Source organism: Mycolicibacterium novocastrense (assembly GCF_001570485.1).
Classification (GTDB): domain Bacteria; phylum Actinomycetota; class Actinomycetes; order Mycobacteriales; family Mycobacteriaceae; genus Mycobacterium; species Mycobacterium novocastrense.
This window is the reverse complement of the sequence record NZ_BCTA01000086.1, coordinates 1-26,806: the sequence shown is the minus strand read 5'-3', so window position 1 is coordinate 26,806 and position 26,806 is coordinate 1. Positions and strand designations below refer to the sequence as shown.

Sequence of the window (26,806 nt, the reverse complement as noted above, 5' to 3'; positions counted from 1 at the left end):
GGCGCTGAGCGCTGCGCGGCTACGCTGTGGCCTCATGGCTGGCGAACCCGGGGTCGTGGTGACCCTCGACGGGCGGTTGCACGACCCCGCGGCGCCGCTGCTGCATGCCGACGACCTCGCGGCGGTCCGCGGCGACGGTGTCTTCGAGACGCTGCTGATCCGCGATGGCCGGCCATGTCTGCTCGACGCCCACCTGTCGCGGCTCACGCAGTCGGCGCGCCTGATCGACCTTCCCGACCCTGACGTGTCGCGCTGGCGTTCCGCGGTGTCGGCTGCGGTGGCCCAGTGGACCTCGCAGACGGGCGAGGAGGGTGTGCTGCGGTTGGTCTACAGCAGGGGGCGGGAAGGCGGTTCGCCCCCGACGGCGTTCGCCACGGTCGGGGCGTTACCCGCGCGAGTGGCCGAGGTGCGGCGTAACGGCCTTGCCGCGCTGACCCTGGCGCGCGGACTCGCGTCCGAGGGCGCCGGCGAGATGCCGTGGCTGCTCGCCGGTGCCAAAACGCTGTCGTACGCGGTGAACATGGCTGCGTTACGACATGCCGAGCGCAACGGCGCGGGCGACGTGATCTTCGTCGGCACTGACGGTTTCATCCTGGAGGGGCCGCGCTCGACGGTCGTGATCGCCGCGGAGTCCGCACCCGGCGCGGGCGATGTCGCGTTCTTCACTCCACCGCCGTGGTTCCCGATCCTGCGCGGCACCACGCAGCAGGCGCTGTTCGACGTCGCCCGCGACAAGGGATATGACTGCGACTACCGCTCGCTGCGACCTGCGGATCTGCTTGCAGCGCAAGGTGTTTGGTTGGTGTCGAGCATCACGTTGGCGGCGCGGGTGCACACCCTCGACGGCACGCCGTTGCCACCGAGCCCGTTGGCGGGCGAGTTCGCCGAACTCGTCGACGCCGCGATAGTGCGCGATCGCTGAACGCTGAATCGCCCGAAATCCGGTTGTCGCCTCTTGCGTGCGCGGGTAGCGTCGCTCGTACACAGGAGAGGAGGTGGTCCGAGATTTTGAGTGACTTATGGACTTGTGAGGTGGCTGCGAGCTAGCAGCGCCAGGGGATTGAGCTGAGGCTCTTCGCGCCTGCGCGCGCTGGCGAATTCCCCGCAGTCACCCGGCCCCCGAGCCCCTCGGTTTTGTCCGCCAGGAACACACGGCTCGGGGGCCGCCCCATCTCTGATGGCCGAATCGGTAGCGAACCGTTGCGCTCCTGGACTCGCGATTCATCGGTGCGCCGGGCGATGATGCGGCGCATGCGCATCGTCAAGAAGCTCGGCGTGCTGCTGGCGGCCCTCGCGACCATGACGGCCTGTGCGCCGACAGCCGAGCCCTACAGCTCGGCGAGCCCGCAAACCTGTCACAAAGACAAGCTGGCGACCCTGTACAAGGGAATCTTCACCTTCGGTACCGATCGGCCGGTGTACCCGCCGTGGTACATGGGCGACAACCTGGCCAACGGGGAGGGCTTCGAATCGGCGCTGGCGTACACCATCGCGAACCGGCTCGGTTACGCCGCCACCGACGTGCGGTGGGTGCGGGTGCCTTTCGGCGAAGCCATCGCCGCCGGCGCCAAATCGTTCGACGCCAACCTGAACCAGTTCTCCATCACCGAACAGCGCAGGGCCGCCGTCGACTTCTCGACGCCGTACTTCGACGTGGATCAGGCCGTCGTCACCGTCAAGGGCTCGCCTGCGGCCGGTGTGAGAAACCTCGACGACCTCAAGAGGCTGCGGCTCGGGGCACAGGTCGCCACCACCAGCCACACCGCCGCGTTGGCGGTCGGAGGAAGGAACGCGGTCGAGGTGTACGAGACCAACGGCGATGCGAAGCTCGCGCTCTCGGGCCGCGAAATCGACGCTCTGATCGCCGATCTGCCGACCGCGTTCGCGATCGTCGGCGAGTTGCGCGACGGAATGATGGTCGGTCAGCTACCGGCCGGCGACCAGGCCCCGGAGCAGTTCGGCCTGGTGCTCGCCAAACACAGCGGCTTGACCGCCTGCGTCTCCTTGGTCGTCGACTCGCTACGCGACGACGGCACGCTGGCGCAGTTGCGCAGCCAGTGGCTGGCCGAGGCGGGTGAGGCCCCGCAACTGGCTTAGCCGGCGGGTCCGGGCGCGAAGGTTGCGCACGCCTGCATGGCCCTGTTCCAGGTCTCGGCGTCGACGCCGGGAGGCGGGCCGGCGGCCGGTCCGGGCGCCGCGGGTACGCCGTGCTCGTCAAGACACTGCGCCAGCGAACCGTGACCGGAGGGGGTCTCGGACGTGGTGGTGGTCTCAGCCGGCGCCTGAGACGTGGTGGTCTGGGCCGGGGCTTGGGACGTGGTGGGCTGCTGCTCGGCTGGTTGCTCGGATGCGCAACCTGCGAGCGCTGCGGCCGCGGCGAGGCCGGCGACGACCATGACGGCGCGCATCATCCGGCGAACCTCGACAGCCGGGCCGACAGGTGGGGGACCAGGCCGCCGTCGGCGTCGACACGCTCCTCGACGTAGGCCAGATCGCCGCCCTCGACGATGCCGTACAGCCGTTTGGCGCCGCCGACCAGCATCCCGGACTTGCTGCGCGCCAACGCATCGGTGACCAGCTCCCACGACGACTGGGAAAGGGGGCGGCCGTAGAACAGCTCGATATAGCCCGCGGAATGAGCCAACAGCAGCTCGATGGCCTGGGACTCGGACGGGTCGGCCGGGTCGTTGACGAAGCGCCAGAACCCGGACTCGCGCAGCGTGTGCGCCTCGAACTCGCCGGACTCGCTGAGCCGCCAGGAGCGCGCTTCCCAGATCAGGTAGTCGCTGCCGTCATGCGAGACCACGATCTGCTGGCCGAACCGGTAGTCACCGTTGGCGCCGCGACCCTCGCCCTCACCGCGCCAGACACCGACGAGCGGCAACAGCGCCAGAAGCGCATCGTTGAGGTTGGCGCCCTCGCGGAGATTGGCGGTGTCAGACGGCGCGGGAAGGTCGCCGAACACCGGGATGTTGCGCGCGGCCGTCGTTTTCGCTCGTTCTGCCGCGGCCGCTACTGCGTCGTCCCCGGACGTCACGACTCGTCGGTGATCAGCCGGTACACCGCGTACAACGCGAACCAGGTGATCACCAGGGTCGCGGCTACGAGCAGGAGTTCGAAGAACAGCACCACGGGAACGAGTCTAGTCGGCCGCGGAAGGCCGAATGCGTCGGCCCGCGACACCGCTGAGCCGCCGACCCCTGTGCGCCGAAACTGAACTTGTGTGCGGGATCTCGCGGATCGTCGCACACAAGTTCAGTTTCGAGCCCTGAAGCGTCAGGCGACCTTGACGTCGACCTCGTGGATACCCGCGCCCGACGGTGCGACGACGGCGTCGCCGTTGCCGACCTTCGACAGCGCGCGCAGCGTCCACGTGCCCGGCGCGGCGAAGAACCGGAAGTCGCCGGTGGCCGACGCGACCACCTCGGCGGTGAACTCGTCAGAGCTGTCCAGCAGGCGCACGAACGCGCCGCCGACGGCCTGTCCCGACCCGTCCACGACGCGGCCGGTGATCACCGTCTCCTTCTCCAAGTCGACGCTGGCAGGCAACGTCAGGCCTTGTTTCGGGGCAGAGCACATATCAACTTCCCAACTCGATCGGGGCCCCCACCAGGGAGCCGTATTCGGTCCAACTGCCGTCGTAGTTCTTCACGTTCTTGTGCCCGAGCAGCTCCTGCAGCACGAACCAGGTGTGCGACGAGCGCTCACCGATGCGGCAGTAAGCGATGGTCTCCTTCTCACCATCCAGGCCCGCCTCGGCGTACAGCTTCTCCAGCGCCTCATCGGACTTGAAGGTGCCGTCGTCGTTGGCCGCCTTGCTCCACGGAACGTTGATGGCGCCGGGGATATGCCCGGGTCGCTGGCTCTGCTCCTGGGGCAGGTGCGCCGGAGCCAGGATCTTGCCGGAGAACTCGTCCGGGGAGCGCACGTCAACGAGGTTCTTGTTGTTGATCGCCGCGATCACCTCGTCACGGAAGGCGCGGATGCTGTTGTCGGGCGCCTTGGCCGTATAGGTCGTCGCGGGCCGGTTCGGCACGTCGGTGACGAGCGGCCGGCCGTCGAGCTCCCACTTCTTGCGGCCGCCGTCGAGCAGCTTGACGTCCTGGTGCCCGTACAGCTTGAAGTACCAGTAGGCGTAGGCGGCGAACCAGTTGTTGTTGCCGCCGTACAGGACCACGGTGTCGTCGTTGGAGATGCCGCGCTCGCTCAGCAGCTTCGAAAACTGCTGCTGGTCAACGAAATCGCGACGTACCGGATCTTGGAGGTCGGTCTTCCAGTCGATCTTGACGGCGCCCTCGATGTGGCCGTCGTCGTAGGCGCTGGTGTCTTCGTCGACCTCGACGAACACGATGTTCGGTGCGTTGAGATTGCTCTCGGCCCAGTCAGCCGTGACCAGGACGTCGGAGCGTGCCATAGAGGAAATCCTTTCGGTTGCTTCAGGTTTGAAGTTCTATGCGGGTGATGGTGCGCTTGTGTTCCTTCGAACGCGCGCGACGAGCGGGTAGAGCTGGCAGCCCAGGCAGATGCCGAAGGCCGCATTGAGAAACGCCGCCACCAGCGCCAAGGCGGTTGCGACCAGACCGAGCAGCCCGAGGCCGGTCGCGAATCCGACGACGCCGGCCACCGCGAAGACGAGCCCGACGAACTGGGCGAACTTCAGCGGCGCCACCGGCTCCTTCTCGCTGACGGGCCCCAACCGCGGCGCGACGAAACGCGCGAAGACCAGGCCGTAGGGATGCGACCGGGGCCCGCGCCGTGCCCCGATCGCGAACACCGCGGCTTGGGCGCCCAGCACAGCCGCCGAAGCCGCCGGGCTCACCGGCCACAACAGCAGGGTCGCCAGCAGCACGACGGTGGTGAGCCATGCGCTGAACCGCGGTCCGCGCACGTCCACCAGGTCGGGCGTGCGGGCTGGTGTTCTCGACATATCCGTCGTTGGCATTCATGTGCTCCTGTTGCGGTCATCGGGTCGGGCTGGGCTGAACGGGAAAGACCACATGGGTCGCTCCCGAGTGCGGCGCGAAGAAGGGCGCGGCTACTCAGCAGCTGCAACAACAACAGCAAGAACCCGCGACGCGGCACAGATCGACTGCGCGGCGCTTGGTGAGCATCGGCTCGAGGCGGGCGGACACGCCGGACAGCTTACCAATCGACATGGTGATCAAGCCAACAGCGGTTCCAGAGCCGAGCGCAGGTCAGCGGCCTTGGGGACGCCGTGAGTCCGGTAGCGGGGCCGGCCGTGCCTGTCGAACAGGATGGTGGTGGGCAGCGAGAGCACCGAAAGACGCCGCGCGGCCTCCGGGTTGGCGTCGATGTCGATCTCGAGGTGCGCCACCGCGGGTAGGTCCGCGCAGACCTCGTCGACGACCCTGCGCACCGCGGCGCACGGTCCGCACCACTCGGCGGAGAAGTGCACGATCGTCGGCCCGGTCGAGGACAGGCCGAGGTCGCTGGTGTCGACGTTTGCCGCCTTCTCGCTCGCCGTGCGCAGGCCCGATCGAAGCGCGAGCAGCCGCCCGATCACATAGGCGACGCCGAGCGCCGCGATGAGGACGGTGATCGCCAACACCCAGGACGAGCTCATGACAGATGGAACTCCGTGAGTGCGACGGATACTCCCTCGGCGATGCCCTCGATGATGATGTCGGAGCCTCGCGCCCCCTGCGCCGTCGGTGCCAGCCCGAACGGCAGCCTCTGACCGGGCAGGCTCGCGGTGAACGCGGCCAGCACGGCGCCCTTCTTGTCCTCGGGCACCTCCTGGTCGGCCGTGCCGGGGCCGGTCAGCACGCCGGTGGCCGTCATCACCAGCGTCGTCTGGTCGGGTCCGGCGACCTCGAGGTCCACTGCGATGCTCACCCTGTCGTGGAAGTCGGCTTTGGCGGGTGTTCCGGTGAACACCACGCCCTTGCTACTGGAGATACCCGATTCGGTGGTGCCGCCCGTGGCGTCGTTGCTCTCCCCGGTCGGCGCCTCGACCAGCAGATCCGGGATGTCCATGAACCGGCCCAGATGTGTCGAGTCGATGATGATGCGGCTTTCGGCCTTGCCGACCTGCAGCGTGGCGTCGGGGCCGACGAGCCACGAATCGCCGGGCAGATCGATCTCGTGCAGCGTCGCCTCCAACGACGCCTTGCCCACCACACGATTGTCGACGCCGTTGGCCCTGATCTCGACCTCGTCGTAGTGGCGGTCCATCGCCTGAGTGGTGAACGGGAACCCGAGGATCGCCACCGACGGGTCATGTTGCAGGTCAGCGGCGGTGCGCACGCTTCTGGCCAGCCGATATTCGGCGTAGATCGCCGCCCCGAAATCGGCCCCGACGGCGCACAGGGCAGCCGCCAGCACCGTCGCCAACACCCCGAGCAGCAGCTTGCGCACCCGCACATTCTGGCCCACGGCGGGTTCAACGTTCCGTTCGACGCAGCTGATGAGCGGGTTGCGCGCTATCGTTAGAAAATCATCGCCCCGGTAACGGGCGGATGTCGAGCATGAATCTGGGAAGTCACCGACCGACAAAGATGTCCAGGCGAGGTCCCTATGGCTTGTTGGAGGGCCAGTTGGATCTACTGCTATTGACAGTCGACCCACAGCCTGAGTCGGTGCTGCCGTCGCTGTCGCTGTTGGCTCACACCGTGCGGACCGCACCGACCGAGGTCTCGTCGCTTTTGGAGGCGGGCAGCGCCGACGTCGCGATCGTCGACGCACGTACCGACCTCGCCGCGGCTCGCGGGCTGTGCAGGCTGCTGGGCACGACCGGCACCTCGGTGCCCGTGGTGGCCGTCGTCAACGAAGGCGGCCTGGTGGCCGTCAACGTCGAGTGGGGTCTCGACGAGATCCTGCTGCCCAGCACCGGGCCCGCCGAGATCGACGCGCGGCTGCGGCTGCTCGTCGGGCGCCGCGGCGGGGTGGCCAACCAGGAGAACGTCGGCAAGATCAGCCTCGGCGAACTGGTGATCGACGAGGGGACCTACACCGCCCGACTCCGCGGTCGCCCCCTTGACCTGACCTACAAGGAATTCGAGCTGCTCAAGTACCTGGCCCAGCACGCCGGTCGGGTGTTCACCCGCGCGCAGCTGTTGCAGGAGGTCTGGGGTTACGACTTCTTCGGCGGCACCCGCACGGTGGATGTGCACGTGCGACGGTTGCGCGCCAAGCTCGGTCCCGAGTACGAATCGCTGATCGGCACCGTGCGCAACGTCGGCTACAAAGCGGTGCGTCCGGCCCGCGGTCGCGCGCCCGCCCCGGACGCCGTGGTGCCCGACGACATCGACAGCGTGGAGCTCGAGACGCCGGACGGCATCGCCGAGGCGTTGGCCGACCCGCTGCGAAGCCCGTGACGGAACTTCTCTGGCGCACCGAACTCTCCGGCGACGAGCAGCGTCGCATCCATGACCTGATCGAGGCCGCCACCGCTGCGGACGGCGTCGCCCCGGTCGGCGAGCAGGTGTTGCGGGAACTGCCGCACGACCGCACCCGTCACCTGGTGGCCCGCGACGACGCGGACATCGTCGGTTATCTGAACCTCGCCGGGCAGGACGAGTCCGCGATGGCCGAGGCGGTCGTGCATCCGCGCTCGCGGCGTCGCGGGGTCGGCGCGGCCCTGGTGCGCATGGGCCTCGCCGAGGGCGGAGGCGACGCGCGCGTGTGGGCGCACGGCAACCTGGAGGCGGCACGCGCCACCGCGTCCTCGCTCGGGCTGACCGTGGTGCGCGAACTCCTGCAGATGCGGCGTCCGCTGACCGACCTGCCGCCGACACCCGTGCCCGACGGTGTCCGCATCACCACGTACTCCGGTCCGCAAGACGACGCCGCGCTGCTGCGCGTCAACAACGCCGCCTTCGTCTGGCATCCCGAGCAGGGTGGATGGACGGAGGCCGACATCGCCGAGCGCCGCGGCGAGCCGTGGTTCGACCCTCACGGGTTGTTCCTGGCCGTCGATGTGGACACCGACGAGGTGCTCGGATTTCACTGGACGAAAATCCACGACGCCGACCTCGGCGAGGTCTATGTCGTCGGCGTCGACCCGTCGGCCCAGGGGCGCGGGTTGGGTGCGGCGCTGACGTTGACGGGTCTGCATCATCTCGCCGAGCGACTTTCGGCGAGTGCGGATCCCACCGTGATGCTTTACGTGGAGGCAGATAACTCCGCGGCGGTGAACACCTACCGAAAGCTCGGCTTCACGGTCTTCTCGGTCGACGCCGCGTATGCGCAGCGGTCCCAGCGCTAGCTGGGAAAGCACGGCGAACCAACTGAACGTGTTCACCACCCGTTCACCTGTCATCCGCGAACCGTGCACCGGCGCCGCCTACGTTGCCAGGAGGTCAAGCCCGTCCAATTCGAAAGTGGGATTCGTGAAGCTCAACCCTGGCAAGGCGCCCTCCAGTTCGCTGCTGGCCACGTTCTCGGTGGCCGCGGTCGCGGCGTTGGCCCTGTCCGCGTGTGGCAGCGACAACAACGCCGGTACCACCGCGACCACGGGCGGCAACGGTGCGGCGGCGTTCGCCGAGTGCGGCGGCAAGAACTCCGTCACCGCCGAGGGTTCGACGGCACAACAGAACGCCATCGCCGAGTTCAACAAGGTCTGGGGTCAGCACTGCCCGGGTAAGAACCTGTCATACAACCCCACCGGATCGGGCGCGGGACGCGAGCAGTTCATCGCCGGTCAGGTCGACTTCGCCGGATCGGATTCGGCTCTGTCCGGCAATCAGATCCAGCAGGCCGCGGAGCGCTGCGACGGCAACCCGGCATGGAACCTTCCGCTGGTCTTCGGCCCAGTCGCGTTGGCCTACAACATCGAAGGGGTCGACAAGCTGGTTCTCAACGCCGATCTGCTCGCGAAGATCTTCCAGGGACAGATCACCAAGTGGAACGATCCCGCGATCGCGGCACTCAACGGCGGAACCAACCTGCCGGACAGCGACATCACGCCGATCTACCGGTCGGACTCCTCGGGCACCACCGACAACTTCCAGAAGTACCTCGCCGCGGCGGCCCCCCAGAGTTGGACCAAGGGTGATGGCAGCGAGTTCCAGGGCGGTGCCGGCGAAGGCGCCCAGAAGTCGGCAGGTGTCGTGCAGGCCGTGCAGGCGACCGGCGGATCGATCGGCTACGTGGAGAAGGGTTTCGCCGAGCAGGGTGGTGTGCCGTTCGCTCAAATCGACAGTGGTGCAGGCCCCGTCGAGCTGACCGACGAGTCGGCCAGGAAGGCGATCGATGTTGCGACGTTCGCCGCGGAAGGCAACGACCTGACGTTGGATCTGGACTCGTTGTACGGCACGAAGGAGCCCGGCGCCTACCCGTTGGTGCTCGCCACGTACGAGATCGTCTGCTCGAAGGGCTACGACCCCGAAACCGCCGCGGCGGTCAAGTCGTTCCTCACGATCTCGGCGAACGACGGTCAGCAGAACCTCTCGCCCGCGGGCTATGTGCCGCTGCCGGACCGCTTCAAGGAGCGGCTGCTGACGTCCATCGAAGCGATTGCCTAGTTTCGTGGCGCGTCGCCGGGGATACGGTGAGGATGGGTCCTTGGACCGATGACCGATAGGCTCGAGGTGACAATCCCCAATCCGTCCGATGCGGGATCGGGTGAAGCACTCGCTTCCCCCTTTCCCGAGCCGACTCCGATAAGCAGCGATCCGTCGAGGAACGCCAAAGAGCATCTCGGCGACCGCATCTTCCGCGTGCTGGCGGAGGGCTCGGGCGCCTTCATCGTCGCGCTGATCGTGGCCATCGGAGCGTTCCTGCTGTGGCGGGCGATTCCGGCGCTGGCGCGCAACGAGGAGAACTTCTTCCTCTACGGCGGCACCTGGAAGACCACCGACACGTCGGCGATGCACTTCGGCATCCTCGACCTGCTGCAGGTGACGGTGTTCGTGTCGGTGTTCGCGCTCGTTCTGGCGATGCCTGTGGCCCTTGGCATCGCGATCTTTTTGACCCAGTACGCGCCGCGGCGGGTCGCAGGTCCGTTGGCATACATGGTCGACCTCTTGGCGGCGGTGCCGTCGATCATCTACGGCGTGTGGGGGCTCTACGTCCTGGCCCCGGTGTTGAAACCGGTTGCGTTGTGGCTGAACGAGAACCTCGGCTGGCTGTTCCTCTTCAAAACCGGGACGGCGTCGGTGGCAGGCGGCGGGACGATCTTCACGGCGGGCATCGTTTTGGCGGTGATGATCCTTCCGATCATCACCGCGGTCACGCGCGAGGTGTTCATTCAGACCCCCCGGGGACAGATCGAGGCGGCACTGGCCCTGGGTGCCACGCGCTGGGAGGTGGTGCGCACGACCGTACTGCCGTTCGGTATGTCCGGTTACATCAGCGGTGCCATGCTCGGCCTCGGTCGTGCGCTGGGCGAGACCATCGCGCTGCTGATCATCCTGCGCGGAACGCAGCAGGCGTTCGGGTGGTCGCTGTTCGACGGCGGCTACACCTTCGCGAGCCTGATCGCCGCCACGGCAAGCGAATTCAACGATCAGTACAAGGCAGGCGCCTATATCGCCGCCGGCCTGGTGCTGTTCGTGCTGACGTTCGTGGTGAACTCGCTGGCGCGTGCGGCGGTCGCGGGGAAGGCTCAGAAATGACGTCGACGCTGGACCGCCCGGTCAAGGCGACCACCTTCCAGGGGGTGAGCCTTCGGCGCAAGATGACCAACAACCTCGCCACGATCCTGGTCACACTGAGCGTCCTGATCGCCCTGGTTCCCTTGCTGTGGGTGCTCTACTCGGTGATCGTCAAAGGTTTCAACGCGCTGACCTCGCCGCAGTGGTTCTGGCACTCACAAGCGGGTATGACGGCCTTTGCGGCCGGCGGCGGCGCGTACCACGCGATCGTGGGCACACTGCTGCAGGGTTTGGTGTGCGCGGCGATCTCGATTCCGATCGGGGTGTTCGTGGGGATCTATCTCGTCGAGTACGGTGGCGGAACGCGTTTCGGCAAGGTCACGACGTTCATGGTCGACATCCTCACCGGCGTACCGTCGATCGTCGCAGCGCTGTTCATCTACGCGCTGTGGGTGGCGACGTTCGGCTTCCCGCGGTCCGGCTTCGCGGTGTCACTGTCCCTGGTGCTGCTGATGATTCCGGTCATCGTGCGCGCGACCGAGGAGATGCTGCGCATCGTGCCGATGGACCTGCGCGAAGCCAGTTACGCCCTCGGCGTGCCGAAGTGGAAAACCATTGTCCGCATTGTGATTCCGACCGCACTGTCGGGCATCGTCACCGGCATCATGTTGGCGCTCGCTCGCGTCATGGGTGAGACCGCGCCTCTGCTGGTCCTCGTCGGTTACTCGCAGGCGATGAACTTCGACATGTTCGACGGCTTCATGGGCTCACTGCCCGGCATGATGTACGACCAGACCTCGGCGGGTGCGGGCGCGAATCCCGTTCCCACGGATCGGTTGTGGGGAGCCGCCCTGACCTTGATCCTGCTGATCGCCTTACTCAACGTGGGGGCGCGGTTCCTCGCGAAGATCTTCGCCCCCAAGAAGGTTTAGGAGATTTCGATGGCCAAGCGCTTGGATCTCAAGGACGTCAACATCTTCTACGGCGCCTTTCACGCCGTCGCTGATGTCTCGCTGGCGGTCCCGCCCCGCAACGTGACCGCTTTCATCGGCCCGTCGGGCTGCGGAAAATCAACGGTGCTGCGAACGCTCAATCGCATGCACGAGGTCATCCCCGGTGCGCGCGTCGACGGCTCGGTGCTGCTCGACGGCGAGGACATCTACGGCGCGGGAGTCGACCCGGTCGGTGTGCGCAAGACGATCGGCATGGTGTTCCAACGTCCGAATCCCTTCCCCACCATGTCGATTCGCGACAACGTGGTCGCCGGCCTCAAATTGCAGGGTGTGCGCAACAAGAAGACACTCGACGAGGTGGCCGAACGGTCTCTGCGCGGGGCCAACCTGTGGACAGAGGTCAAGGACCGGCTGGACAAGCCCGGCGGCGGCCTCTCCGGTGGTCAGCAGCAGCGGCTGTGCATCGCCCGCGCGATCGCCGTACAACCCGACGTGCTGTTGATGGACGAGCCATGCTCGGCACTCGATCCCATCTCCACGCTGGCGATCGAGGACCTGATCGCCACGCTCAAGCAGGACTTCACGATCGTCATTGTCACGCACAACATGCAACAGGCGGCACGGGTGAGCGATCAGACCGCGTTCTTCAACCTCGAGGCGACAGGTAAGCCCGGCCGGCTCATCGAGATCGACGACACCGAGAAGATCTTCTCCAACCCGACGCAGAAGGCGACCGAGGACTACATCTCCGGGCGCTTCGGCTGACTCCCCGGACGCCCGCGTCAGCGCGACGCGGGGACATCCACTTCGGCGGGGTGCTTGCCGGTGACCTGGAAGATCACCCGCCGCGCGACCTCGACGGCGTGGTCGGCGAAGCGCTCGTAGAAGCGGCCGAGAAGGGTCACGTCCACCGCGGCCGCCACGCCGTGTTTCCACTCCCGATCCATCAACACCGTGAACAAGTGGCGGTGCAGGTCGTCCATCGCATCGTCTTCTTCTCCGATGCGGGCGGCCTTCTCCGGGTCGCGGGTCACCAGGACCTCCTGGGCGCTGTTGCCCAATTCCACCGCGAGGCGGCCCATCTCGGCGAAGTAGCCGTTCACCTCCTCGGGCAGCGCATGCTGGGGGTGGCGGCGACGGGCGATCTTGGCGACGTGCAGTGCCAGCGCACCCATCCGGTCCACGTCGGCGACGATCTGGATCGAGCCGACGATGGCCCGAAGATCGCCCGCGACCGGCGCCTGCAGCGCGAGCAGTACGAACGCCGACTCCTCGGCCCGTGCGCTCATCGCGGCGATCTGTTCGTGGTCGGTGATGACCTGTTCGGCCAGCACGAGATCGGCTTGCAGCAGGGCCTGGGTGGCGCGTTCCATCGCCGCGCCCGCCAGCCCGCACATCTCCCCGAGCTGGGTGGTCAGAGCCTCCAACTGCTCGTGATACGCAGTACGCATGCATCCACCCTACGGGCATCGTCACCGAAACGGCATGAAGCGAGCGGTGAACGAAAGGTGAACCCCACCTGCTGAAACGTTGTGACCGTTGCGGTCACTCGCAGCTGGTGTCGGCTGCGTTGGTGACCGCGAGGTCCTCAGGGAGCTGTGTCGGGGTGCTCCTGGTTCCGCGCACGACGTGCACCTGGACCGGGGACCCGCTCGGTGAGGGCGGGGTGACGGTGTGGAAGTCGCTGCCCAGCACCACGCGCACGGTGTCACCCATCCCCGTCGTTCGCTCCACCTTGGCGTTGGCGAAGGAAGACGCCACCGTCGCCGCCGCCTCCTCGTTGCCCGGCGAGAAGAACACCGTGGTCGAATCCAGCGGACCCGGGTAGTCGTCGGGGGAGGTGACGTTGAAACCGTGGGTCTGCAGTTCGCTGGCCGCGGTCGCGGCGAGACCGTTCTCCCCGGTGGAGTTGGACACCTGGACCGTGATGTCGGCCGGGTTAGTGGTGATCGCGTCGACCAGCTCACCCGAGGGTGCGGCGTCATGGGTCGGCGCGGCCGAATCGGGCTGGGGGCTGGTCGACGACTCGGGCGTCCCGGGCACCGGGGTGTTGTCGGCGTTCTTCTCCTCGGGGAGCGGAGCGTCGTTGATGATCGCGTCGAAGATCGCCCGGGTGTCTTCTTCGCGCAGGTGCTCGTTGCCGTACTCGTCCATGTAGCCCGTGGTCGGTACGGTCAGGAACGTGATTCGGCCCGCGGCGATGCCCTGGATCGACTGGCCGAGCGTGACGAGGTCCTTGGTGTCCATGTTGTCGACGTAGCTGTCGTTGATGAACATGTTGACCACGTTGTTGAGCTTCGACAGCGAGAAGAAGACCTCTTTGGAGATCATCGAGCGCATCAGCGACGACAGAAACAGCTGCTGGCGTTTGATCCGCCCGTAGTCGCCGTTGGTCTCGGTGGTCACCTGCCGGGCGCGCACGTACTGAAGAGCCGTGTGCCCGTCGACGAGCTGCCGGCCCGCGTTGGGGAGCACCGTTCCCAGTTCGTAGTCCTCGATCGGCGTGGTGCTACACACCTCGACTCCGCCGAGCGCGTCCACCATCTTGGAGAACCCAGCGAAATCCACTGCCATGAAACGGTTTATCGAAAGGCCGGACATCTTCTGGATGACCTTGACCAGGCACTTGGGCCCGCCGACGGCGTACGCCGAGTTCAGCTTGTACTCGGTGTAGACCTCCTCGGCCCCGTACATCGGCGAGTCCGGATCGGTGATCGGACCGTAGTTGCCGGTCTTAGGATCCCACGGCTCGCACTTCATCGGTTCGATCGCGAGGTCGCGCGGGAACGACACCGCCACAACCCGTTCCCGGTTCGCCGGGATGTTCACCAGCATCACGGTGTCCGAGCGCGCCCCCGCAGCGTCCTCGGTGGTGCCGGCGCCCATGTCGCTGTTCTCGCCCAGCCGGCTGTCCACACCGACGATCAGGAAGTTCTCGTCACCGAATTGCGCGTTGGGGTCGAGGATGTCGCGGGAGTCGGGGTCCAGCGCGGAGATCCGGTTCATCATGTTGTTCTTCGCCGACTGCCACTGCCAGGCCCCGCCGGTCAGCGCGAGTGCGAACACCGCGATCAGCGCGGCAAGCGCGCGTCCGGCGATCAGCGTGCGGCGCCGACGTTTGCGGGGCTTCGATGGCCTGCGCGCGGTGACCGCGTGCGCCGCGGGCACCCTGCTGGGCCTGCGAACGAGCGCCAGGTCGGGCAGTTCGGCATCGGCGTGGACGACGGGCAGGATCTCGGTGTCGCAGTCGTTGTCTCCGCTGTCGGCGGGCGGCTCCGGCTCATACAGCGGCTCAGGCTGGTACAGCTCCGCCGGTTCGTCCGGGACGGCCGGCTCGTCGGGCACCGCCGCGATGATCTCGGTGGGTGGTGCCGGTGGTGGGGGAGGTTCGGGTTCGCGGCGGCGTCGACGGCGCAGTTCCGGCGGCACCGCATCGTCGCCGGACAGTTTGGCGATGAGGTCGGCGACGGTCACGCCGTCGGTGTGGTTACCCGTGGACTCGGCCTCGATGGCGTCGGCCTCCGACGGGTCCGGCCGGTGAGGAATGTCCGCACGCTCCCATGGCGCGGCGCCCGGAGCGCGCCGTTGGCTGCGGGTCAGCCAGCGGTTGTCCCCGTCGGTGGGGTCGGGAGGGCCAGGAGTGGCGTTATCGCCGTCACTCATGTCCTACCGGCCTCCGACTCTCAACACGTGCAGCTCAGGGGCGAACACGGTGCCGCGCGCCATTGCTACAGCACCTGGGTGACTCCGCGACGGGAGCGCATTACGAACGAGACCCATATCGTACTGAGACATCCTGAGAGATGTGATGTCAGAGTCGTCTCAGGACGGAGACGACTGGGAGACGGCTATCCACCGGAGTGCATGACCTCGGCACCGGCGGGCACCGTGCAGTCGTCGGGATCGGCCAGCCAACCCTCGGGCAGTGCGACCGCCGCAGCCGAACCCTGGCGCCCGCGGGGACCGGTCGCGGCGTCGGGGAAGGGCACGTCGGCATCGAGCCTGCCGAGCAGTTCTTCGAGCTCGGCAAGCGACTTGACCAGCGCCAACGCCCGTCGCAGATCGGCGCCGGCCGGGAATCCGTGCAGATACCAGGCGACATGCTTGCGGATGTCGCGCATGCCCTTGTCCTCGCCGAAATGGGCCGCCAGCAGTTCGCCGTGGCGCACGATGATCGACGCCACCTCGCCGAGGGTGGGCGGTGTGGGCGCAGGACGTCCGGTGAACGCGGCCGACAGTTCGGCGAACAACCAGGGCCTGCCCAGACAACCGCGCCCGATCACCACGCCGTCGCATCCGGTGGCCGACATCATCGCCAACGCGTCGGAGGCCTCGAAGATGTCGCCGTTGCCCAACACGGGTACGTCGGTGACGTGGTCTTTGAGCGCCGCGATCTGGTCCCAGTCCGCCTTGCCGGAGTAGCGCTGAGCTGCGGTCCTGGCGTGCAGGGCGACCGCCGCGGCGCCCTCGTCGGCGGCGATCCTGCCAGCGTCCAGATGGGTGCGGTGCGCATCGTCGATCCCGATGCGGAACTTCACCGTCACAGGAATGTCGGTGCCTTCGGTCGCGCGGACCGCCGCGGCGACGATCTGCCCGAACAGCCTGCGCTTGTAGGGCAGGGCGGCACCCCCGCCGCGCCGCGTGACCTTGGGCACCGGGCAGCCGAAGTTCATGTCGATGTGGTCGGCCAGTCCTTCGTCGACGATCATCTTGGCCGCGGCGTAGGTGTTCTGAGGATCCACCGAGTACAGCTGCAGCGAACGCGGGGTCTCGTCGGGCGCGAACGTCACCATGTGCATGGTCCCCGGATGCCGCTCGACGAGGGCGCGCGCGGTCACCATCTCGCACACGTACAAGCCGCTGACCGTGCCCGCTTTCGCCAGCTCGAGTTCGCGGCACAGGGTGCGGAACGCGACATTGGTCACACCGGCCATCGGCGCCAGTACGACCGGGCTGGGGAGCCGTATCGGGCCGATCAGCAGTTCGCGCTCGTCGGCCAGAACCGTCATGAGGGCGAGGAGGCCAGGACCTTCTTCGCGGAGAGCTTCTCGGCCTTGCGGGCCTCGCGCTCGAGGCGACGCTGCTTGGATTCCTCGAACTTCTGCGAGGCCTCCTCCAGCTCCTCGACGAGCACACCCAGATCGTCGCGCATGCGCGCGGCCTCGCCGGTGAAGTCTTCGCGTTCGAAGATCCGCCACTTCTTGAGCACCGGCATCACCACGTCATCGAGATGGATGCGCGGATCGTAGACGCCGCCGACGGCGATGATGACCGCCTTGCGGCGGAACTCCGGAACCGTGTAACCGGGCATCTTGAAGTTGCGCAGCACGCGGTGCAGGCAGTGCATCGCCTGGTCGGGTGCGATGTCGAAGCCGGCCTCACTGACGTCCCGGTAGAAGATCATGTGCAGGTTCTCATCGGCCGAGACGCGCGCGAGCAGCTGGTCGGCGACGGTCTCGTTGCACGCCTTGCCGGTGTTGCGGTGCGAGACGCGGGTCGCCAACTCCTGGAAGGTCACGTAGATGACCGAGTCGAAGAGGCTCTCCGCGAAGAGGTCGCCCTGCTGGTTCTGGCCGGGGGAGAAGCCGCGGGTGACCTGCTCGACGCGCAGCTGCTCCAGTTGCACGGGGTCGACCGAACGGGTGACGACGAGGTAGTCGCGCAGCGCGATGCCGTGCCGGTTCTCCTCGGCCGTCCACCGGTTGACCCACTGGCCCCAGGCGCCGTCCATGCCCATGTTCATCGCGATCTCGCGGTGATACGACGGCAGGTTGTCCTCGGTCAGCAGGTTCTGGATCATCGCCACCTGCGCGACTTCCGACAGCTGCGACTGCTCGGGGTCCCAATCCTGGCCGCCCAGCGCGTAATAGTTCTTGCCGTCCGACCACGGGATGTAGTCGTGCGGATTCCAGTCCTTGCGCATCGACAAATGCCGATTGAGGTACTTCTCGACGACAGGCTCGAGCTCATGCAGCAGATGTAGGTCAGTCAAGTTCTCGTGCATTGATCCTTACTCCTTCTCGCGTGCGAGAGCCCACCCGGTTAGTTATCTGTACCCGTTGGTTGCACTCAATATATCTGTGTCCCCCGGTGACATCAAGTTCCGGGCAACAGTGTCACAACCGCCACACGAGGCGCATCTGTCGTTGTAGTATCCCCGTCGGGCAAACATCTAAGCCCGGAATTTCTGGAGACTCGGAGGACGGGCGTTGCTCAAGTTGCGGCATCTGTGGGCGGGCGCGGCGGTTGCTGCGGTAGCGGCGGGTACCGCGCTCGCGGGAGCGGGCCAGGCCGCCGCGGTCCCCGACGTCGTCGACCGCCCCTATAAGGACGCCAAGAAGATCATCCAGCAGTACGGCGGCAACGCCGTGGTCGCGACGCGGGTCGGGAGCAGCGCCGACGAAGGCAACTGCCTGGTGACGAACGCGTGGGATGCCGCGGTCCGCCGACCGAACTCGCGGGGCCGCCCGGTCTCCAACAGCGATGTCATGGTGGCGTTGAACTGCAATGCCGCGGTTGCCGCGCCCGGGGCGCCGGGCAACTCCGCGATGAGCCCGGTCGGCCGCGATGCCAAGGCCGCGCAGCAACGTCAGCAAGCGAAGGCGGCGCGCGAGGCGGCGATGCTCGAAGAGCAGGAATTGGCCGCCCCCGTGACCCCGAACAACTGAGTCCTCGCAGGTCCGGGCCTTAAAAACCGGCACTTCCCTCCGGTGGCGATGTATACCGAACCGCAATAGACTGCCACCAGCGTTAACGCGGCGGTCATCGCCCGGACACGGAGGTTGGGGCACGTGCAGAAGATCATCTCCATCGGTTTCATCTCGGCGATGAGTATTGGCGCCGCATCGGCGGTTCTCTTCGGCTCGGGCACCGCCTCGGCCGCTCCTAGCGTCGTGGGCATGAAGTACTCCGACGCTCAGGAACAGATCGAGAACGCCGGCGGCAGAGCGGTGGTCGCCGCTCGGGTCGGTGACAAACTCGACCTCGGCGACTGCATCGTCACCAACATCTGGGACTCGTCGTTCCTGCGGATCAGCCAGGCCGACGAGAGCGAGATGTTTGTGGCGTTGAACTGCGCAGGCGAGTACGCAACCGCCACCAATCCCGGTGCCTCCGTGGCCAATCCGCTTGGACGCGCGGCCAAGTCAAAGGCCGAAGAGGAAGCCGAGAAGCAGGAACTGTCAGAGCTGGAATCGCCCGTCACGCCCGACAATTAACGCAGTCTTCATAGTCCTCAACGGTTTTCACCCGGCGTCAACGTCGGCGCATCCCTCCGTTCACACAGCCCCGTGAAGGTGGCGTGGAATCCACGCCCGGGGTGGACGGCAGCATGTCGCCCGCCTCGGAGCACACTCACGGAGGCGGGCAGAGGATGCGAATGCGAATGTTGGGGATCGGCGCGGTCGGTGCAGCGGTGCCGGTGATGGCGCTGTTCGGCACGGCGACGGCGGCGGCCGCCCCGGACGTCGTGGGGCAGACCTACTCCGACGCGGTCTCGGCCATCGAGGAGGGCGGTGACACGGCCGTGGTCGCCGCCCGGGTGGGCGACAAACTCGACCTCGGCGATTGCATCGTCACCAATGCATGGGACGCGTCGTTCTTGCGCATCGCCGAGTCCGGCAGTCAGGTCCACCTCGCGCTGAACTGTGCGGGTGGATACGCGACGGCGACGAATCCCGGTGCGTCGGTGGCCAATCCGCTCGGGCGGGCGGCCAAGTCGAAGGCCGAGGAGGAAGCTGCCAACGAGGAGCAGGAGGAGCTGGAAGCGCCGGTCACGCCCGACGAGTAGGCCGGTCTAGTAGCTCGACACCCGGCCGAGCAGCATTTCGACGCAGTAGTCGATGAAGCGTTCTCGCGTGGCGGCCAGCCTGCCGTTGAGGTAGGCGGTGAACAGCGCGGTCAGGGCCCCGATCAGCCCGGTGGCCACCATCGCCGCCCGGTCGGGATCGGTGATGCGGGTGAGCTTGCGCTGCAGCAGCTCGATGAAGCTGGGCATCCACTCGGCGCCTGAGCGCGTCAGCACGGGTTCGCTGGCCGGCGCGAGCAGCAGGACGCGGCCTCGGGTCGGGTCGTCGACCATCAGGGCGACGAACCGCTCGACGGCGTCGCGCGGGGTTTCGGCCGACGTCAAGGTGGACATGGCTTTTGCGCAGACGTCGTCGTACACGGCACGGACGAATTCGTCGCGGTCGGCGAAGCTCTCGTAGAAGTAGCGCTCGGTCAACCCGGCCGCCCGGCACACGGCGCGGACGGTCAGGGACGGGCCCTCGGCGGCGCCGAGCAGTTCCACTCCCGCGGCGATGAGTTCGTCGCGGCGAAGCATCTGACGGTCCTGCAACGGCACGCCCGACCATCGGCCCCGTCTTTGACCCGAAGGCACATCCCTCCTAAGCTCGGTATGACAACGCCCGTAGTCAGAATCTACCTCCGGACGGAAGTACACCAGTGACTCAAGATACGTCTGAAACGTGCCCCGTGTCCCGGGAGCGGCGCCCGTCCGAAGGGCAGCAGGACGCGTCCTCGCTGGCGGCGGGCTGCCCGGTGACCTCAGGCGGTTACGACGCGCCACCGTTGCCGCTGGGCCCCGACTCGCTGACGTGGCGGTACTTCGGTCAGTGGACCGGCCTGTTCCAGGGCACCTGGGCGGGCTCGATGCAGAACATGCACCCGCAGTTGGGCGCCGCCGTGCAGGAGCACTCGATCTTCTTCATGGAGCGGATCCCGCGGCTGCTGCGTTCGATCTACCCCATCGGCGGCGTGGTCTTCGACGGTGATCGCGCGCCGAAGACGGGCGCGGAGGTCCGCGATTACCACATCGGCATCAAGGGCACCGACGAGCGCGGCCGACGCTACAGCGCGCTGAACCCCGACGTCTTCTACTGGGCACACGCGACGTTCTTCAAGTCCACCCTGCTGGCCGCCGAGAAGTTCGGTGGCGGACTGACCGAGGACCAGAAGCGGCAGCTGTTCGACGAACACATCACCTGGTACCGGATGTACGGGATGAGTATGCGGCCGGTGCCCAAGACGTGGGAAGAATTCCAGGAGTACTGGGATCACATGTGCAACAACGTCTTAGAGAACAACTGGGCAGCCCGGGAGGTGATGGATCTCTCGACGATGCCCAAGCACCCGTCGCTGGAGTGGATTCCTGATCCGTTGTGGCGGCTGAACCTCCAAGTGATGCAGCGCTTTCTGACGTTCATGACCGTCGCCCTCTACGATCCGTCGGTTCGGGAGTTGATGGGTTATGACTGGTCACCCCGCCAGGAGTGGCTGCACCGCCGCTTCTGCGATGTCGTGACGCTGGCCACCAAGGTGTTGCCCAAGCGGTGGCTGATGCACCCGCGCAAGCGTTCTGCGATCGACCGCGCGACAGGTCGGCTGCCGGTGGACGCCCCGCTGGTCGAGACGCCGGCGCGCAACCTCCCACCGGTCGAGTACCGGGGCCAGCCACAGTTCTACTGTCCGCAGGTCTGATTCGGCGGTAACGCCCTGAATGTAATTGTGGCGCTTGCCAGCTGCTGCGAGGCAGCCGGTCAACGACACCAGGTGCGATAGTCGGTGCCCTCGAATCCGGCGCACGCCGTCGCCTCTGCTTTGGGCATGACGAGGTAGGGCGGTTCTCCCTGCCCCGTGAAGTAGTAGTAGTTGCGGTCGTCTTGTCCGTAGACCCACCAGTCGCCGGAGCCCTCATTCATCTGAGTCGGTGTGAAGCGCCACATCGACGACTCCGCCGGAATCACATACGCCGGCTCTGTCGCGGTGGACCAGGCATTCGACACGATCGGCATGTTTGCGACCACGACGACGCCCGCCACTATGCCCACCACAATGGCGAGTGCCACCAGGGTGCGCGTGGCGAGCCTGCGGACACGGAGACGTGTCATGGCCGGAATTTACCTCAGTGCCCCCACCAGGGCTCGAACCTGGGACCTGCGGATTAAAAGTCCGTAGCTCTACCAACTGAGCTATAGGGGCGCGATGGACAGGATACTGGGTGACCCGCGTCGCCCTCGTTTGAGGATTCCGGTGCCGATAACCTAAGCTATCGAAGCTCCCAACGTCATCGCGTTGCGAGTACCCCGGAGAGATTCGGCTGGGCCCCCTTCGTCTAGCGGCCTAGGACGCCGCCCTTTCAAGGCGGTAGCGCGGGTTCGAATCCCGTAGGGGGTACACGCAGCGACCCGTACGATGGGACGCAAGCAAGGCCCTGTGGCGCAGTTGGTTAGCGCGCCGCCCTGTCACGGCGGAGGTCGCGGGTTCGAGTCCCGTCAGGGTCGCCATTGCGGCGAGGCATCTGGGTTACGCCCGAGCGGTGCCTTCCGGGCCAGGTAGCTCAGTTGGTACGAGCGTCCGCCTGAAAAGCGGAAGGTCGCCGGTTCGATCCCGGCCCTGGCCACCAAGAATTGCCCAGCTCGATGGGTGTCTACGTCCCGCCGCTGAGCCTCCCCCTTGGTGATTTGAGCCGACGATGGGGCCAATATGGGGCCAAATCGAGGAGCCGCCAGCGGCAGAGATACCTCAGTGGTCCTGCCCAACGTCATCGAGCGAGTCGAGCGCGGCCGCGATGTTGTCGAGTTCATCATCGAAAAGGTCGGCGTAGATGTGGGCGGTGACGGTGATGGAGGCGTGCCCCATGGCTTTCTGCAACAAGCGAAGGTCGGCGCCGGCGCGCCGTGAAAGCGATGCGTAAGTGTGCCGAAGATCGTGCACGCGCATTTTGTCTCGGCCGATCTTGGCAATCGCCACTTTCCAGTTGACCGAGCGTTTCCAATTCTCAAGCCCAAGCCGTGACCCGCGGGGGGAAGCGACGGCCGGAGCGCCGGGTGGCCGGCTTTCGAGTCGCGCCTTCAGCGCAGGCACCAGACGTTCCGGGATGGGCACCGACCGTCTGCCAGCCTCGGATTTTGGATTGCCTTCAACCAGTCGGCCGCCAACCTGGGTGATCGAGCGACAAATTCGAATGCGCCTGGCGGCGATGTCGATGTCTTCGACGTTCAACCCGGTGAGCTCGCCGAACCGCAGTCCGGTGTAGGCCAGGATCAGCACGACGTCACCCTGAGCGCCGCATGCATCCGACAGCTGAGCCACTTCGCTTGCGGTGAGGTAGACGTGGGTTGTTCGCCGCATTGGCGGGAATTTGGTCCGCGTGGCGGGATTCTTGGCGATGAGCCGGCCGTCATCGACTGCATAGTCGAGCGACATCCTGAGAACCGTGTGCGTCCATCGGACAGTCCGGGGACTAAGTCCGGAGGCCGACATCTCGTTCACCCACCGCTGAATGGACTCGTGGTCGATCTTGGCGATGGGCCAATTGCCGAACCGCGGCTGGATCCGCAGTCGCCAATTGTCTTCGTATCCACGACGGACTTTGGCGCTCAGGTCAGGGCGCGACGCGATCCAGGATCGATACACCGTCTCTAGTTCGGTTCCGCCGCCGCGAGGGTCTAGAGATTCACCACTTGCGCTACTCGTAACCAGTCTGGCTTCGAACTGCTTTGCGGCGCGTTCGGTGCTGAAGGTCTTATTCCGCTTTGTACGGTCTGGTAGTCGCCACTGAACGTCGTAGCGGACGCCCTCCTTGGTTTCTCGTCGCTGAATCGACATGGGCGCCCCTTAAAGACCGCTAATTATCAGTGCGCAGTCATACCTGTTCTGCTGCAGAGCATTTGGCTCTGATTAGAGGCTATGCGCAGGGTCCGACAAGCGTGGTCTAGATCCGAGCCGACTCAATCCACTCATCGACATCTCTGCGAGTCCGTCGCCGATGTCTATTGCTTAGCCGGATGTGGTGGGGGCACGGCGCCGGCAGGCCGCGCTCTCGTTTGGCGGCCCAGTCATGCAGCGTGGAGACCGGCACACTGGTCATGTGATGAACTTCTTCGGCCGTAAGTATCTCGCGACCGTCGGAAAGGGATTTCGTCATTGGAAACTCACTGAGGTTGAAGGGAGTCTGGGTCGAAGCATCCGCTCTTCGTTGAGCGGTATTACACAACTGATTCTCAACAGCTTCCATTGCTTCTCTTGACTCAACGCTCACATACAGCAGTCCGCACCCCCAAGCGTTCCGCCCATAATGCCCACAAATTTCCGTATGGCACAATTGCACAAGGGTGCGAGAATGATTGTGGCACAGCAAGTGCCACAACCGCGGTAGCCGGATCCGATGCGCCGCAATCACTATGGGTAGGCGCACCGTTGTTGACGATCTCCAAGTTTAAGCGGTGGTCGATCAACTACTACATCGACACCGCCCAAACCGCTCAGGCCGCCACCCGCGACCTCGTGCAGGCAGGTGGCGGGTTGGGCGAGTGCTACTCCGAACACGAAACCCGCACCCCGACATGGCTGCTCGTCGGCGACACCCGCAGCACCGCGAAACTGGTCGGTCTGAGCGATATTCAACGGGCCGGGGAAAGGCCGATGCCGCGGTGGTGGCCCTGTGGCTCGATGACGGTGTGGCACCCAACGGGGCACAAGGCCGGATGTTCGGACAACGCGGTGTCCAGGGCTTCGATCTCATGTTCGCCGCCCCCAAAAGCGTCTCGCTGGTGCGGGCGCTGCGCGCCGATGACGTTGTGGCCAAGGCGATCACCGACGCCCACACCACCGCACTGGCCGAAGCGATGGAGTATCTGGCGACCCATGCCGGCTACACCCGGGTGCACAACCCGCACAGCGGGGAAAAGGATCTGGTGCGCCTGCCCGGGTTGGCGGCGATCGCCTACCAGCACGAGACGTCGCGGTGTGGGGACCCGCACCTGCACACCCAGGTCATCGTGCCCAACCGGCAGGCCCGCGCCGACGGCGCCATGGTGTCGATCGATGGCACCTCGCTGTATCACGAAGCCAAAGCCGCCGGTGTCATTTATCAGGCCACCCTGCGCCGCGAACTGCACCGATCCCTCGGGTTAGAGTGGGCGCCGGTAGATCCGTCGACCGGGATGGCCGAGCTCGCCGGCGTGGGTAGAGACTCCATTACCGCGTGGTCGCAGCGCTCCACCCAGCTGCGCGAGTGGGCCGCCCATAACCTCAACGTGCTCGAGGGCCCGTTGAGCGCGGCGCAGCTCGCTGCCGCGCAAAAGGCGACGCGCCTGGCGAAACCCGAGGAGCTCGCTTGGGGGCAGTTGTTGGAGCAGTGGCGCGTCGATGTGCCCGGTCTGGCGTTGCACCGCGCCGGCTTCGACCGCGCCCGCGCGGCGCAGCGCGCGGCGGCGCGCACTCCGTTTGATCGGGCGCGCATCCTGGCCGCGGCCGAACAGATAGATAAGGCGGCGTTCACTCGGGCCGATTGGTCGAGATCGTTGGTGCGCAGGTCCCCGTCGACAGTGAGCGCACGCCCCGCGAGCTGGTCGAAGCCGCCGTCGACCAGATCAGTGTGCGCCTGACCGCGCCCCGGGCCGCGCATCAGCGCGAGGGCCATGAGCGCTTCACCCTCGACGCCATCCTGCACGAGGAAGCCGCGGTGCTGGATCTAGTCGACGCGCGTGATGTGCGCGCCCAGCTGTGGGACACCCAAGAGCACACCGCGCACTTGTCGGCGGATCAGGCGCGCGCCGTGCAGAGAATTGGGCGCGCACCGTGGCTAGTGCAGCCGCTGACCGCGCCTGCGGGCGCGGGCAAGACCACCTCGATGCGGGCGCTGCGCGCCGCGCGGCGACGCTGCTACGGCCGCACCCTGGTGCTGGCCCCAACCGGTAAAGCCGTCGACGTCGCGCTCCGTGAAGGTGCCGGCGATGACGGCTACACCATCGCCAAAGCCCTACAACTCCTGCAGGACAACAAGCTAAAGCTCAAACCGCGCACGCTGGTGGTGGTTGATGAGGCCGCCATGGTCGGCACCACCGATCTGCGCGAATTGCTGAGCGCCACCACCGCCGCCGGGGCCAAGACCGTCCTGGTCGGCGATCAGCATCACCTCGCCCCGGTCAAAGCCCGCGGTGGCATGTTCGCCCAACTCTGTTCGGATCTGCCCTGGACCCGACACCTCTCGGAAGTCTGGTGGATGCGCGACCGCGAAGAACGCGCCGCCTCCCTGGCGCTGCGCAACGGCGGCCCGGCCGCCGTGCGGCGCGCGATTGGCTGGTATCGCACCCATGACCGGCTGCACTGCGGCGATCAAATCACCATGGCCGCCGATGCACTGGCCGGTTATCAAGCAGACCGCGCCGCCGGCAAGGACGCCCTGCTGCTGTGCGACACCACCGAAATGGCCGACGCCCTCAACCAACGCGTCCACCAGGACACCATCGATAAGAATGCGCCCACTCTCGCCGGGGCGCGCGGACACCGCATTGCCGTCGGCGACCTCATCCTCACTCGCCACAACGACGCGTCCATCCCGCTGCGCAACTTCGACGATCCCGCAGCCGAACAGAGCTCGGTGCGCAACGGTCAACGTTGGCAGGTCATCCAGCTCAACACCGACACCCACCGATTGGCGGCCTCGACGACAACACCCTAGGCGTGTTCTCCACCGACTACATCCGGCAGCACATCACCCACGGCTATGCGGTTACCGTGCACTCCGCTCAAGGCGCCACCGCCGACACCACCCACGCCGTCCTTGGCGAAACCTCCACCCGCACACTGGCCTACGTCGCCATGAGCCGCGGCCGCGATACCAACACCGGCTACCTCTACCGACGCGCCGCCGAGCACGAATACCAAGACGAGTCCGCCGAGTTAGGTCGTGAAACGATCCGCGGAAGCAGTCGCTACGCGGCGAGTCTGTTTCGTGCGGTCCTCGCCCATGACGAGGGCCCCATGACTGCCCATGACCTCGTTGACAGGACCGCAGAGGCGGCATTGCCAATACGTGTCCGCAATGCCATCAACGACCGCACCACCGCAGTTCGCCACCGCACTTTCGCGCACTCTCGCTGGCTCACCCGCGTCATGCACCAAAACACATTTAAGGATGCCCGTACGCGCAACATCGGTCTCGGCATATCGATCGACGACGGCCTTGCACTGTAGATTCTCGAAAGCAGGACCTGTCTCGTAAATTGCCCAATCGCCAGCTGGCCCGCCGCTAGCGCACGCGCCGATCATTTCGCGGACCAGGCTTCAGCCGAGGCAGCCAGCCGAGCTCTCTGAGTCGGCGTTCCCTTTCGGGATCTAACCCGGATTTTGCGTGGTAATTGGTGTGGGTTCGGTGTGATGCCGAGTTGTGTTGTTGGGTAGTGGTTTTCGTGTGGTGGCGTAGAGGTGCTGTCCCGTGTCGCCGGGTGGGGCGGGCTTTCCTGGGGCCTGTGGGTCCTTCATCGTTGATGGGTCCGATGGGGTGGGGTG

The 26,806-nt window shown here is 66.3% G+C and carries 30 protein-coding genes, 4 tRNA genes and 1 pseudogene; 18 read left to right on the top strand and 17 right to left on the bottom strand.

Going from position 1 to position 26,806, the window contains the following annotated elements; genetic code table 11:
* Positions 1-34 precede the first annotated feature (34 nt).
* Positions 35-922: an aminodeoxychorismate lyase gene (locus RMCN_RS25940; protein ID WP_067395380.1), complete on the top strand. Its 888-nt coding sequence runs from the start codon at positions 35-37 to the stop codon at positions 920-922.
* Positions 923-1,251: 329 nt separating this feature from the next.
* Positions 1,252-2,097: an ABC transporter substrate-binding protein gene (locus RMCN_RS25935; protein ID WP_110765945.1), complete on the top strand. Its 846-nt coding sequence runs from the start codon at positions 1,252-1,254 to the stop codon at positions 2,095-2,097.
* Here the strand turns inward: RMCN_RS25935 and RMCN_RS25930 are convergent.
* The 8 genes from RMCN_RS25930 to lmeA all read right to left on the bottom strand — a co-directional run bounded on the left by RMCN_RS25930 (position 2,094) and on the right by lmeA (position 6,396).
* Complete coding sequence (locus tag RMCN_RS25930; protein ID WP_067395501.1) at positions 2,094-2,408, bottom strand: hypothetical protein; 315 nt, start codon at positions 2,406-2,408, stop codon at positions 2,094-2,096. The genes RMCN_RS25935 and RMCN_RS25930 overlap by 4 nt on opposite strands.
* Complete coding sequence (locus RMCN_RS25925) at positions 2,408-3,037, bottom strand: heme-binding beta-barrel domain-containing protein (protein WP_067395374.1); 630 nt, start codon at positions 3,035-3,037, stop codon at positions 2,408-2,410. Before RMCN_RS25925 ends, RMCN_RS25930 begins: the two co-directional genes overlap by 1 nt.
* 239 nt (positions 3,038-3,276) lie before the next feature.
* Entirely contained in the window at positions 3,277-3,579 is a 303-nt protein-coding gene (locus tag RMCN_RS25915) for a DUF1416 domain-containing protein (protein WP_059098314.1), read from the bottom strand.
* A 1-nt stretch (position 3,580) separates the two neighbouring features.
* Entirely contained in the window at positions 3,581-4,414 is an 834-nt protein-coding gene (locus RMCN_RS25910) for a sulfurtransferase (protein ID WP_067395372.1), read from the bottom strand.
* Between the two features lie 36 nt (positions 4,415-4,450).
* Positions 4,451-4,927, bottom strand: a complete 477-nt coding sequence (locus RMCN_RS25905; protein ID WP_409366074.1) for a DUF4395 domain-containing protein — start codon at positions 4,925-4,927, stop codon at positions 4,451-4,453.
* Positions 4,928-5,039: 112 nt separating this feature from the next.
* Entirely contained in the window at positions 5,040-5,156 is a 117-nt protein-coding gene (locus RMCN_RS32145) for an Ms5788A family Cys-rich leader peptide (protein ID WP_353612086.1), read from the bottom strand.
* A 5-nt stretch (positions 5,157-5,161) separates the two neighbouring features.
* Positions 5,162-5,584 carry a thioredoxin family protein gene (locus tag RMCN_RS25900; RefSeq protein WP_064414303.1) on the bottom strand — a complete coding sequence of 141 codons (423 nt, stop codon included), beginning with the start codon at positions 5,582-5,584 and terminating at the stop codon, positions 5,162-5,164.
* Positions 5,581-6,396 carry a mannan chain length control protein LmeA gene (lmeA, locus tag RMCN_RS25895; RefSeq protein WP_234787794.1) on the bottom strand — a complete coding sequence of 272 codons (816 nt, stop codon included), beginning with the start codon at positions 6,394-6,396 and terminating at the stop codon, positions 5,581-5,583. The genes RMCN_RS25900 and lmeA overlap by 4 nt, the downstream gene beginning before the upstream one ends.
* A gap of 161 nt (positions 6,397-6,557) precedes the next feature.
* Here lmeA and RMCN_RS25890 point away from each other — a divergent pair, with 161 nt between their 5' ends.
* From RMCN_RS25890 to pstB, 6 genes are all read left to right on the top strand, one after another.
* Entirely contained in the window at positions 6,558-7,337 is a 780-nt protein-coding gene (locus RMCN_RS25890; RefSeq protein WP_067395496.1) for a winged helix-turn-helix transcriptional regulator, read from the top strand.
* Positions 7,334-8,227: a mycothiol synthase gene (mshD, locus tag RMCN_RS25885; RefSeq protein WP_067395366.1), complete on the top strand. Its 894-nt coding sequence runs from the start codon at positions 7,334-7,336 to the stop codon at positions 8,225-8,227. The genes RMCN_RS25890 and mshD overlap by 4 nt, the downstream gene beginning before the upstream one ends.
* Before the next feature lie 124 nt (positions 8,228-8,351).
* Entirely contained in the window at positions 8,352-9,485 is a 1,134-nt protein-coding gene (pstS, locus tag RMCN_RS25880; RefSeq protein ID WP_067395493.1) for a phosphate ABC transporter substrate-binding protein PstS, read from the top strand.
* 48 nt (positions 9,486-9,533) lie between these two features.
* A complete protein-coding gene (gene pstC / locus RMCN_RS25875) occupies positions 9,534-10,577 on the top strand; it encodes a phosphate ABC transporter permease subunit PstC (RefSeq protein WP_067395363.1) in 1,044 nt (347 codons plus the stop codon).
* Positions 10,574-11,488, top strand: coding sequence for a phosphate ABC transporter permease PstA (pstA, locus tag RMCN_RS31665; protein ID WP_064414300.1), 915 nt, complete (start codon positions 10,574-10,576; stop codon positions 11,486-11,488). The genes pstC and pstA overlap by 4 nt, the downstream gene beginning before the upstream one ends.
* Before the next feature lie 9 nt (positions 11,489-11,497).
* On the top strand, positions 11,498-12,274 hold the full coding sequence (pstB, locus tag RMCN_RS31660) for a phosphate ABC transporter ATP-binding protein PstB (RefSeq protein ID WP_067395360.1): 777 nt from the start codon (positions 11,498-11,500) through the stop codon (positions 12,272-12,274).
* A gap of 17 nt (positions 12,275-12,291) precedes the next feature.
* Here pstB and phoU read toward each other — a convergent pair whose 3' ends face one another.
* The 4 genes from phoU to RMCN_RS25845 all read right to left on the bottom strand — a co-directional run bounded on the left by phoU (position 12,292) and on the right by RMCN_RS25845 (position 17,513).
* The gene (phoU, locus tag RMCN_RS25860) at positions 12,292-12,960 is read right to left on the bottom strand and encodes a phosphate signaling complex protein PhoU (RefSeq protein ID WP_064414299.1); all 669 of its coding nucleotides are present in this window, start codon (positions 12,958-12,960) and stop codon (positions 12,292-12,294) included.
* A gap of 94 nt (positions 12,961-13,054) precedes the next feature.
* Positions 13,055-15,172 carry an LCP family protein gene (locus RMCN_RS25855; protein ID WP_067395358.1) on the bottom strand — a complete coding sequence of 706 codons (2,118 nt, stop codon included), beginning with the start codon at positions 15,170-15,172 and terminating at the stop codon, positions 13,055-13,057.
* Positions 15,173-15,357: 185 nt separating this feature from the next.
* Positions 15,358-16,491 carry a tRNA dihydrouridine synthase DusB gene (gene dusB, locus RMCN_RS25850; protein ID WP_201028955.1) on the bottom strand — a complete coding sequence of 378 codons (1,134 nt, stop codon included), beginning with the start codon at positions 16,489-16,491 and terminating at the stop codon, positions 15,358-15,360.
* Between the two features lie 23 nt (positions 16,492-16,514).
* The gene (locus RMCN_RS25845) at positions 16,515-17,513 is read right to left on the bottom strand and encodes an acyl-ACP desaturase (RefSeq protein ID WP_064348081.1); all 999 of its coding nucleotides are present in this window, start codon (positions 17,511-17,513) and stop codon (positions 16,515-16,517) included.
* 205 nt (positions 17,514-17,718) lie between these two features.
* On the opposite strand from RMCN_RS25845, the gene RMCN_RS25840 reads away from it, so the two are divergent.
* The 3 genes from RMCN_RS25840 (at position 17,719) to RMCN_RS25830 (ending at position 19,298) form a co-directional block, all read left to right on the top strand.
* Positions 17,719-18,177, top strand: coding sequence for a PASTA domain-containing protein (locus tag RMCN_RS25840; protein ID WP_067395355.1), 459 nt, complete (start codon positions 17,719-17,721; stop codon positions 18,175-18,177).
* 123 nt (positions 18,178-18,300) lie between these two features.
* A complete protein-coding gene (locus tag RMCN_RS25835) occupies positions 18,301-18,726 on the top strand; it encodes a hypothetical protein (protein WP_234787792.1) in 426 nt (141 codons plus the stop codon).
* 155 nt (positions 18,727-18,881) lie between these two features.
* Positions 18,882-19,298 carry a hypothetical protein gene (locus RMCN_RS25830; protein ID WP_067395350.1) on the top strand — a complete coding sequence of 139 codons (417 nt, stop codon included), beginning with the start codon at positions 18,882-18,884 and terminating at the stop codon, positions 19,296-19,298.
* Positions 19,299-19,304: 6 nt separating this feature from the next.
* On the opposite strand, the gene RMCN_RS25825 is transcribed toward RMCN_RS25830, so the two are convergent.
* Positions 19,305-19,889, bottom strand: a complete 585-nt coding sequence (locus tag RMCN_RS25825) for a TetR/AcrR family transcriptional regulator (RefSeq protein ID WP_064414296.1) — start codon at positions 19,887-19,889, stop codon at positions 19,305-19,307.
* Between the two features lie 65 nt (positions 19,890-19,954).
* On the opposite strand from RMCN_RS25825, the gene RMCN_RS25820 reads away from it, so the two are divergent.
* Complete coding sequence (locus tag RMCN_RS25820; protein WP_067395347.1) at positions 19,955-20,989, top strand: oxygenase MpaB family protein; 1,035 nt, start codon at positions 19,955-19,957, stop codon at positions 20,987-20,989.
* Positions 20,990-21,048: 59 nt separating this feature from the next.
* Here the strand turns inward: RMCN_RS25820 and RMCN_RS25815 are convergent, their stop codons facing one another.
* The gene (locus RMCN_RS25815) at positions 21,049-21,399 is read right to left on the bottom strand and encodes a hypothetical protein (RefSeq protein WP_067395344.1); all 351 of its coding nucleotides are present in this window, start codon (positions 21,397-21,399) and stop codon (positions 21,049-21,051) included.
* 18 nt (positions 21,400-21,417) lie between these two features.
* Positions 21,418-21,490: transfer RNA gene (locus RMCN_RS25810), tRNA-Lys, on the bottom strand.
* Between the two features lie 122 nt (positions 21,491-21,612).
* Between RMCN_RS25810 and RMCN_RS25805 the strand changes: the two genes are divergently transcribed.
* The 3 genes from RMCN_RS25805 to RMCN_RS25795 all read left to right on the top strand — a co-directional run bounded on the left by RMCN_RS25805 (position 21,613) and on the right by RMCN_RS25795 (position 21,914).
* A tRNA-Glu gene (locus tag RMCN_RS25805) sits at positions 21,613-21,685 on the top strand.
* Positions 21,686-21,718: 33 nt separating this feature from the next.
* Positions 21,719-21,795: transfer RNA gene (locus RMCN_RS25800), tRNA-Asp, on the top strand.
* Between the two features lie 42 nt (positions 21,796-21,837).
* A tRNA-Phe gene (locus RMCN_RS25795) sits at positions 21,838-21,914 on the top strand.
* Positions 21,915-22,033: 119 nt separating this feature from the next.
* On the opposite strand, the gene RMCN_RS31655 is transcribed toward RMCN_RS25795, so the two are convergent.
* Both RMCN_RS31655 and RMCN_RS31650 read right to left on the bottom strand, forming a co-directional pair.
* The gene (locus RMCN_RS31655; RefSeq protein ID WP_234787796.1) at positions 22,034-22,717 is read right to left on the bottom strand and encodes a tyrosine-type recombinase/integrase; all 684 of its coding nucleotides are present in this window, start codon (positions 22,715-22,717) and stop codon (positions 22,034-22,036) included.
* A gap of 66 nt (positions 22,718-22,783) precedes the next feature.
* Positions 22,784-23,119: pseudogene (locus tag RMCN_RS31650) on the bottom strand (tyrosine-type recombinase/integrase); the annotation flags it as partial.
* 824 nt (positions 23,120-23,943) lie between these two features.
* Between RMCN_RS31650 and mobF the strand changes: the two are divergent.
* From mobF to RMCN_RS32020, 3 genes are read left to right on the top strand one after another with little or no spacing between them, the layout of a single operon-like run.
* A complete protein-coding gene (mobF, locus tag RMCN_RS32030) occupies positions 23,944-24,900 on the top strand; it encodes a MobF family relaxase (protein ID WP_308206359.1) in 957 nt (318 codons plus the stop codon).
* On the top strand, positions 24,804-25,976 hold the full coding sequence (locus tag RMCN_RS32025) for an AAA family ATPase (protein ID WP_308206358.1): 1,173 nt from the start codon (positions 24,804-24,806) through the stop codon (positions 25,974-25,976). Before mobF ends, RMCN_RS32025 begins: the two co-directional genes overlap by 97 nt.
* Positions 25,977-25,978: 2 nt before the next feature.
* Complete coding sequence (locus RMCN_RS32020; RefSeq protein WP_308206357.1) at positions 25,979-26,491, top strand: helicase C-terminal domain-containing protein; 513 nt, start codon at positions 25,979-25,981, stop codon at positions 26,489-26,491.
* Positions 26,492-26,806: the final 315 nt, after the last annotated feature.